Source organism: Oleiphilus sp. HI0080 (assembly GCF_001635135.1).
In genome coordinates this window covers 1-8,128 of record NZ_LWFU01000530.1, presented here as the reverse complement: position 1 = coordinate 8,128, position 8,128 = coordinate 1, and the positions used below count along the sequence as shown (strand labels likewise).

Below are 8,128 nucleotides of genomic sequence, written 5' to 3'. Positions count from 1 at the left end.
ATGACCAACTAATACATGAAATAAGCGTTCGCGCCCCTGAATTTATCGAAGGCTTCAGTATCCAGCGGGCAGCTCAGCGCTACGAACACGTATACGAAAACCTATGAACACGCGCGTCTTAAAATCTGCTCTCAACAAAACGATGCCCGTGATGTTTGGTTATGTGCCGATGGGCATGGCGTTTGGTGTACTGTTCTCAGAGCTAGAATACGATTGGTACTATGCCACACTGATGGGCGTGGTTATTTTTGCAGGTGCCGCACAGTTTATGGCAGTAGGTTTACTTGCGGCTGGAGCGGGAATGTTAGAAGTCGCCATGACGACCCTCCTTCTCAATTCGCGTCATATATTCTATGGTCTATCCCTACTGAAAGAATTCAAAGTGAAAGGCTGGCGCCGTTGGTATCTCATCTTTGGCCTAACAGATGAAACCTACTCATTACTGACCTCTTTAAAACAGACAAAAGACAAAGAAGAAAGAGGCGGCGATCACGACTCAGGCTCACTCAGCGAAGAGCAACTGACAATTACCTGCCTCAATCAAAGCTACTGGGTGCTTGGCTGTACACTGGGTGCCTTATTGGGAGAACTCCTCGGCAAGAATGGCAGTTTCGATACGCAAGGGTTGGAATTTACCTTAACAGCCCTCTTTATGGTGTTGGTTATCGAGCAATATAAAGCAGTAAGGACGCTAGCCCCGTTTCTAATCGCTATTACATGCGGAGCCATCGCGCTCTACTTCGCCCAACCGCAAAATATGCTCTTGGTATCCCTGAGTCTTACCCTCGCGTTACTACTGATGAAATACAGGTTGAAACCATGGACTTAGCATATTTACTCGCTTTTATCGCCACGATGGCCATTGCGACGTTCATCACCCGCGCACTGCCATTCTGGCTTTTTAGCGATCAACAGCATCCAGTCGTTCTATTTTTGGGCCGATATTTGCCCCCGGCCGTCATGACCCTATTGGTGATGTACTGTTTGAAAGGCGTGCAGTGGACAAGCGGAAATCACGGCTTACCAGAGCTGGTCAGCCTTGCTGTAGTGGTGAGCGCACACCTGCTTTTCAAAAACGCGTTAATTAGTATTTTCAGCGGCACCGCTATTTACATGCTTTGGGTTCAAGGTGTTCTCGCTCGCTTAATCTAAGCGAGCATAGACGTCACGTTCAACGCCACCCAAGGTCAGTCTTTATGTTTGTCAGCGTAGGGCTTCATGTACTTATAGAAAACACCATTGGCGTTTGACCAAGAAATCGCCAGCCCTCTCCAGCCAGCCAAAATACCGCCTTTCAGAATAAAACTTTCGAAAAAACGCCACATGGCTTTGAGGAAAATAATCGCAGGAGGGTAGCTCTTCCCACTTTGACGATTGATCTCGGTGTACCGATCCACCTTAACCAAGAACTGCCCCAAATGCTGCACAGCATTGTGATCTATCGGATAAAACAGCTTTTTAACTGCGCTACCATCATGCAATGCAACGGACTCATGGACGTCATTATCATTAAAGTTATGCGCTTCTCGGTTAAACAAACGAACCAACCAGTCGCCACCCCAACCAGCGTATTTCACATACTTGCCCATCAAATAGTTTCTACGCAGCAGCTTAATCGCAATGGTTGGATCCTGATTGGGTAGCCACCCCTCAAGAAACTCTGAAAGCTCTGGACTGACCATTTCATCCGCATCAAGAGAAAGCACCCAGTCATTACTTGCGCACGCCACAGCCGCTTGTTTGGTCTTTCCAAAGCCAACAAACTGCCCTTCAAAGATAAGTACATTGGGGTATTCCGAGGCGATTGAGAGCGTGTCGTCACTTGAACCATTGTCGTACAGAACAACCTCCTGAAACGCCCTTAACGACTCAAGCGTCCCACGAATCGTGTCTGCAGCATTCTTAACGATGATCACCGCACTTACGTGCTCTATCATGTACTTTTCCTATCTCGCCGAATGATACGTTTCGACATCAAGCATACATAAAAAAAGGGAGCCGGGGTAACCTGACGCGCCGAACGAGCGGCAGGTTTTTTAAGGCTCCCTAAGGGACAAAGATCGCTAAATCGCTATTTAGACAAATCTAAAAGCAATTTGTTCAATCGACTTACAAATGCGCCAGGCTCTTTCAATTGATCGCCCATGGCAAGTGCGGCCTGATCAAACAATACAAGCGTTAGGTCGTTAAAACGCTCATCATCCTGCTCGTCATTCAGTTGCTTAACAAGAGGATGATCGCCGTTGATTTCAAAGCTTGGCTTACTCTCAGGAACAGGCTGACCTGCGGCCTCCATAATCTTCTTCATCTGTGCATCCATATCGTGTGCACCAGCGACCAAACAAGCAGGGCTATCGGTCAAACGATTCGACATCCGCACCTCATCCACTTTGTCAGATAGCAGCTCTTTGATCTGCTTGATCAAACTTTCGTAGGTTTTGCTCGCTTCTTCCTGTTGCTTTTTGTCTTCTTCAGCCTCTGCCTCACCAAGATCCAACTCCCCCTTGGTCACATCTTGCAGATGCTTGCCTTCGAAGTCAGACAGGTATGAAATCATCCATCCATCTATTCGATCACTCAACACAAGCACTTCAATCCCTTTCTTACGGAAGATTTCCATATGAGGGCTTGATAAGCCTGCGGCATGACTTTCAGCAGAAATATAATAAATTTTCTCCTGCCCTTCAGACATACGAGCGACGTATTCATCAAGTGATACATTTTGAGTGCTATCGCCATTCGTTGAAGCAAAACGAAGCAGCTTCGCTAGTTTCTCTTTATTAGAGAAGTCTTCGCCAAGCCCTTCTTTGATCACTTGACCAAACTCGTTCCAGAACTCTTGGTACTTCTCAGCGTCGTTCTTGGCCATTTTTGACAGCGTATCCAAAACGCGCTTGGTCAGCGCTGTGCGCAAGCTGTCGACTGTTTTATCGCTTTGTAGAATCTCACGAGATACGTTCAAAGATAGATCACGCGTATCGACAATACCTTTTACAAAGCGAAGGTATAGCGGCAAAAACTGCTCCGCTTCGTCCATAATAAACACACGCTGAACGTAAAGTTTTAAGCCCCGAGGAACGTCACGGTTATAGAGGTCAAATGGCGCTTTGGAAGGAATATAGAGCAAACTCGTGTAATCCAGCTTGCCTTCAACACGGTTGTGCGACCAAGTGAGCGGGTCCTGGAAATCGTGTGAAATGTGCTTATAGAACGACTTGTAGTCATCGTCTGACACTTCAGATTTTGAAAGCGTCCAAAGCGCCGTCGCTTCGTTTACCGTCTCATCTTCAGGTGCTTTCTGCTCTTCGCCTTCTTCCGCAGGCATTGGCTCAGATTTCATAACAACCGGGAAAGAAATGTGATCTGAATACTTCTTCACAAGACCGCGCAAGCGCCAGCCATCGGCAAATTCAGTCTCATCATCTTTCAAATGCAACACAATTGACGTACCGCGCTGAGGGCGATCAACGGTCTCAATTGTAAATTCACCTTCACCCTCTGAAGTCCAGTGCACACCCTCTTCGGCAGCAACACCCGCGCGACGGGTAAACACTTCCACTTTTTTAGCGACAATGAACGCCGAGTAGAAACCAACACCAAACTGGCCAATCAACTGCGAATCCTGTTTGCTGTCGCCCGTTAGCTTAGACATAAAGTCGGCCGTACCAGACTTCGCAATTGTACCGAGGTTGTTGATCACGTCGTCCCGAGTCATCCCGATACCATTATCGGTAATGGTGACTGTCTTAGCGTCTTTATCGAAGTCGAGGCGAATTTTTAAATCACCATCGTTCTCATAAAGCGCATCGTTTGAAAGCGCCTCAAAACGAAGCTTATCCTCTGCATCTGATGCGTTAGAAATCAATTCTCTTAGGAAGATTTCTTTGTTGCTGTAAAGGGAATGAATCATTAGGTGAAGTAGTTGCTTCACTTCCGTTTGAAAGCCTAGCGTTTCAGCATTCTTGCTAAGATTCTCTGATTCAGACATACCAATGATCTCTCTTTTGAATAACGTTAATTGATTTAAAAAAAGAACCCTTGCTCAGCGCTCGACTGGAGTTGAAGGGTTGTCCAAAAACAGCACGAAGCCATTTTTTAAGCTGCAACTGTATTTAGGGACGAAGAGAGATAATTCAAGACTAAAGCAGACAAATTTCTTCACGCGACTAGCTGTCTATCAAGCGCACTTGACTTTAGACTTCCCGCCCACGAACATCCCTACTCCATAAAAAAACAAGATACCTTTCCCATGTTGCGAGCCTTTGTTATTTTTCTGTTTTCCATCGTCGTCTTCATCGGTTTGAGCGCCGCTGTTTTAGATGCCATCTACGGCGGTGGAGAAGCGTTCCCAGATCGCAGCTCGACACCCATTCTCGATCCGTCCAAACTCGAGCTAGTCGCTGATCTTCCTTACCCTCCGGGCAATATTGCCGTGAGCGAACAAGGGCGCATATTTTTCACTTATCACCCCGAAGGTCGGCCTGAGTACAATCTTGCAGAGTTAGTAAATGGCGAGCCAACTGAGCTGCGCTTCAACGCACCTTCTGAATTGAATATTGAAACCGTTCTCTCGATGCGCATCGACCGACAAAATCGCTTATGGTTGCTCGACTACGCCAACCATGGAAGCGGCACGCCACAAATTGTCGCGATCGACCTTTCTTCGATGGACGTTGTGCATCACTATGTGTTCGAGAGCGACATTGCGCCTCTTGGCTCACACCTAAACGATTTTCAGGTAGACCCTACCGGCCGCTATATATTCATTGCTGATGCAAGCATCTTTGGCTTGAGCCCTGCCCTTATCGTCTATGAGGTGCAAACGCAATCGGCACGTCGCGTTATCGAAGACCACGACTCTGTCGATCCAGACAACTTTATCCCGTTTGTAGAAGGCGAGAAGATGCTGATGCTTGGCGTTTTCGCCATTCGTCCCGGCGTAGACTCAATCGCATTAGACAGAAATGGCGAGTGGTTATATTTCGCACCGGTAACGGACAACATGATGCATCGCATACGAGTAGCCGACTTACTTGAGCCAAACTTACCCAAAGAGGCGCTCTATGGTCGTATCGAAGCATTCGCAGAAAAAACAATGAGCGATGGCATTACGACAGACAATGCTGGAAACATCTATATTTCAGACTTAGAGCATTCAGCTATTATCGTTATGTCGCCATCTGGAGAGATGAAGACCTTATACAAAGATAAAAAATTACGCTGGCCGGATGGCTTTAGTTTTGGCCCTGATGGGTATCTATACGTCACAGCGAGCGCGCTTCAATACGTGATGGCCAAGCCTGACAGCTATATTGCTGAAAAAGGTCCTTATCAAATTTTCAAACTTAAAACGGACCAAACGGCAACACCGGGGCACTAATAGCTAAAGCAACGGCTGAGCAGCTTCAAATTGCTGCTCAGCCGGCACATCATTCAATCAAGAAGTGTGCTCGAGCAAGAGCAATAGGCTTGTCTTGGGACTCTTGCCAAGCATGCACTTCTACATTTGCGACACGTCCTCCTTGTCGAGTGACCTCACAAAGCGCAAACGTATCGGTATCCATACCGGCTCTCAAATAATCGATAGAGAAATCAATGATTTTTGGAAATGACTCAACAGGCTGGGTCGCCAAGAGATGTAAGCTACTCGACATTTCCATAAATCCACCCAAAACCCCACCGTGAATCGCAGGCAAAATCGGGTTACCCAAATTGCTATGGTTGCGAGTCAGTTTGAAAAGGCCTGACTCGACATCCCCATCAAATTCCACTCCAATATGCTTGGCGTAAGGAATCGCTTCAATCAATGCGTCATGCTGACCCGACGCAAGCACAGACTGCCGAAGCGTTTTCAAGTCACCCTCTAGGTGATGCATCTTTGGTGCCGGAAAGTGAGGCACATCAATGCCCTTCGTCATATGCTCAAGAGAGGGTATTCCCTTCGCACCCATGCGCATAAATGTTGCAACACAATGCGCTACCGTTCTATCCACTTGATAGGCTTCACATCGCATAAAAACAATGTTGTTGGTGACGCGGTAACAACTAGCACGGGCGTAGACTGGATATCCAGGCCGCGCAGAGCGCATGTAATCAACACGCAAATCTAAGGTGGGGCACAGCTCAAATTCCGGCATAGCGCATAAAACGGCTGCGCCAGCGGTGGTGTCCATCAGTGTCGTTATCGCTCCACCATGAATCACCTTCGAGTCGGGATTGCCAATAATTCTCTCTGAGTATGGCAGTTCGAGTATTAATTCATTTTCCCGCGCGGATGTGACCGTAATTCCCAATGCTTGGCATTGTGCCAACACGGAAATAAAAGACTCAACTTGTTTCAATAAAATGCTTTCATCGCGCATCGTTAATACTGCCTCGATTATTCCAAAGCGGCGATTATAGTGAACTTCGTCACATAAAATAAGATCAAAGCATAAAGAAGCATAATAACCACGCCGTATCACTCGAATAGGATCAGAGATGAGCTCACTTTTAGGAACCAACTTAGTACTCCCGTGCGGGTCGGAACTGACGAACCGAATTGCGAAAAGCGCCATGACCGAGGGGCTTGCGGAACCCGGCGATCTCCCCGGAAAGGCACTGGAAACGCTTTATCGCTCATGGTCACATGGCGGCGCCGGACTACATATCACCGGTAATGTTCAAATTGACAGTCGCTACCTCGAACGCGCAGGGAACGTGGTTTTGGAAGACGATAAAAACCTCCCAGCCTTTAAAGCGTGGGCGAACGCCTCTCAGGTCGCTGGAAATCAATGCTGGGTACAGTTGAACCATCCAGGACGTCAGTGCCCGAAGCTCGTCAATCGCCAACCTCTCGCCCCTTCAGAAGTTCAACTCGACATGCTGGGTAATTTTGGCAAGCCTAGAGCAATGAGCGAAGAAGACATCAACGATGTGATCAAACGCTTTGCTCGTTCGGCTGAACTTTGTCAGCAAGCCGGTTTTAGTGGAGTGCAGATTCATAGTGCTCATGGTTATTTACTCAGCCAGTTTCTCTCACCTCGTGTGAATACACGAACAGATAAGTGGGGAGGCAGTGTCGAGAATCGCGCGCGGCTGTTGCGAAACATTATTGCAGCGGTTCGAGAAAAAGTAGGGCCAACCTACCCTATTGGCGTAAAGCTCAATTCTGCAGATTTTCAAAAAGATGGCTTCACCTTTGAAGAATGCATGCAGGTGGCAAAGTGGCTGGGAGAAGAAGGGGTCGATCTACTTGAAATTTCTGGAGGCACCTACGAGCAGCTGAGCTTGATTGGTGTTGAGCCGACCGAAGTACGAGAAAGTACGCGAAAGCGTGAGGCGTATTTTATCGAGTATGCAAAACGTATCAAAGAGGCCGCAAACATACCTCTGATGGTTACGGGAGGATTCCGATCGCGATCCGTCATGGAAAAGGCACTTGCCGACAAAGAGCTCGATATGATCGGTTTAGCTCGCCCTCTTTGCACACAAACCGATTGCCCTGCAAAACTCATAGATGGCGCTATCGACACGCTCGATGACTATGAGAACCAGCTGGTCATGGGCAAAGGATTTTGGGGCAACAACAGCAGTTCGAACCTGATAAAGGCCATCAACAGCTACGGCCAAGTAGGTTTTTATTACTGGCAAATGATTTTGCTATCAAAAGGTTTAGCGCCAAACCCAAAAATTCACACATTGCGCTACTTTCTACGTCATATGAGCAATGACTTTCGTTTGAATATGCGTCGCAAACTTAAAGGATAAACCGCACAAGATGAGGAATTATTGCGCATCTTGTAACAATGAAAGAATATGCTCTGCGAACTCCTCGGGCCGCTCTTGCATAAAGCAATGGCCGCCCTCAACCTCATGCACGCTCACTAGGTCATAGTTTTTTTCCAGCTTTGGCAGTGTATTTCGTACAAACTCATAGGTTTTGTTGCCGTAAAGCATGTCAGCCGGAATTTGCAGCGCACTGAGTGAGGTCCATATCGCAGAGGTATAGCTGGCAAAAATAGCGCTCTCAATGCGCGGCGGGCATTTTAACTCAAAACCTCCTTTCTCCGAGGCGCGCATTCCATGCCTGATGTAGGAATGTAGGCAGTCGTCATCCCAGCCTTTAAACGTGCCTCGTTGATAGAAG

Annotated in this window: 8 protein-coding genes; 4 read left to right on the top strand and 4 right to left on the bottom strand. The window is 47.4% G+C overall.

Annotation, left to right across the window (positions count from 1 at the left end; genetic code table 11):
* Window positions 1-103 precede the first annotated feature (103 nt).
* Both A3751_RS11345 and A3751_RS11340 read left to right on the top strand, forming a co-directional pair.
* On the top strand, window positions 104-829 hold the full coding sequence (locus A3751_RS11345; protein ID WP_068455920.1) for an AzlC family ABC transporter permease: 726 nt from the start codon (window positions 104-106) through the stop codon (window positions 827-829).
* Window positions 820-1,152 (top strand): branched-chain amino acid transporter permease, encoded by a 333-nt coding sequence (locus A3751_RS11340; RefSeq protein ID WP_068455917.1) that lies wholly within the window; start codon window positions 820-822, stop codon window positions 1,150-1,152. Before A3751_RS11345 ends, A3751_RS11340 begins: the two co-directional genes overlap by 10 nt.
* 35 nt (window positions 1,153-1,187) lie before the next feature.
* Here A3751_RS11340 and A3751_RS11335 read toward each other — a convergent pair whose 3' ends face one another.
* Together A3751_RS11335 and htpG are read right to left on the bottom strand one after the other, a co-directional pair.
* Window positions 1,188-1,937 (bottom strand): glycosyltransferase family 2 protein, encoded by a 750-nt coding sequence (locus A3751_RS11335; RefSeq protein WP_068455914.1) that lies wholly within the window; start codon window positions 1,935-1,937, stop codon window positions 1,188-1,190.
* A 134-nt stretch (window positions 1,938-2,071) separates the two neighbouring features.
* Window positions 2,072-3,988, bottom strand: a complete 1,917-nt coding sequence (gene htpG, locus A3751_RS11330) for a molecular chaperone HtpG (RefSeq protein WP_068455911.1) — start codon at window positions 3,986-3,988, stop codon at window positions 2,072-2,074.
* Between the two features lie 261 nt (window positions 3,989-4,249).
* Between htpG and A3751_RS11325 the strand changes: the two genes are divergently transcribed.
* Window positions 4,250-5,380: an SMP-30/gluconolactonase/LRE family protein gene (locus tag A3751_RS11325; protein WP_068455908.1), complete on the top strand. Its 1,131-nt coding sequence runs from the start codon at window positions 4,250-4,252 to the stop codon at window positions 5,378-5,380.
* A 49-nt stretch (window positions 5,381-5,429) separates the two neighbouring features.
* On the opposite strand, the gene A3751_RS23530 is transcribed toward A3751_RS11325, so the two are convergent.
* Entirely contained in the window at window positions 5,430-6,362 is a 933-nt protein-coding gene (locus A3751_RS23530) for a PaaI family thioesterase (protein ID WP_068455905.1), read from the bottom strand.
* A 118-nt stretch (window positions 6,363-6,480) separates the two neighbouring features.
* On the opposite strand from A3751_RS23530, the gene A3751_RS11315 reads away from it, so the two are divergent.
* Window positions 6,481-7,749: an NADH:flavin oxidoreductase/NADH oxidase family protein gene (locus A3751_RS11315; RefSeq protein ID WP_068455902.1), complete on the top strand. Its 1,269-nt coding sequence runs from the start codon at window positions 6,481-6,483 to the stop codon at window positions 7,747-7,749.
* A gap of 18 nt (window positions 7,750-7,767) precedes the next feature.
* Here A3751_RS11315 and A3751_RS22810 read toward each other — a convergent pair.
* The coding region (locus A3751_RS22810; protein WP_197466287.1) for an alpha/beta fold hydrolase at window positions 7,768-8,128 on the bottom strand (361 nt) is incomplete at its 5' end.

Bases quoted from the DNA above. Each gene is read 5' to 3' on its own strand.
- A3751_RS11345 (WP_068455920.1), top strand. From the start codon at position 104: ATGAACACGCGCGTCTTAAAATCTGCTCTCAACAAAACGATGCCCGTG.
- A3751_RS11340 (WP_068455917.1), top strand. From the start codon at position 820: ATGGACTTAGCATATTTACTCGCTTTTATCGCCACGATGGCCATTGCG.
- A3751_RS11335 (WP_068455914.1), bottom strand. From the start codon at position 1,937: ATGATAGAGCACGTAAGTGCGGTGATCATCGTTAAGAATGCTGCAGAC.
- htpG (WP_068455911.1), bottom strand. From the start codon at position 3,988: ATGTCTGAATCAGAGAATCTTAGCAAGAATGCTGAAACGCTAGGCTTT.
- A3751_RS11325 (WP_068455908.1), top strand. From the start codon at position 4,250: ATGTTGCGAGCCTTTGTTATTTTTCTGTTTTCCATCGTCGTCTTCATC.
- A3751_RS23530 (WP_068455905.1), bottom strand. From the start codon at position 6,362: ATGCGCGATGAAAGCATTTTATTGAAACAAGTTGAGTCTTTTATTTCC.
- A3751_RS11315 (WP_068455902.1), top strand. From the start codon at position 6,481: ATGAGCTCACTTTTAGGAACCAACTTAGTACTCCCGTGCGGGTCGGAA.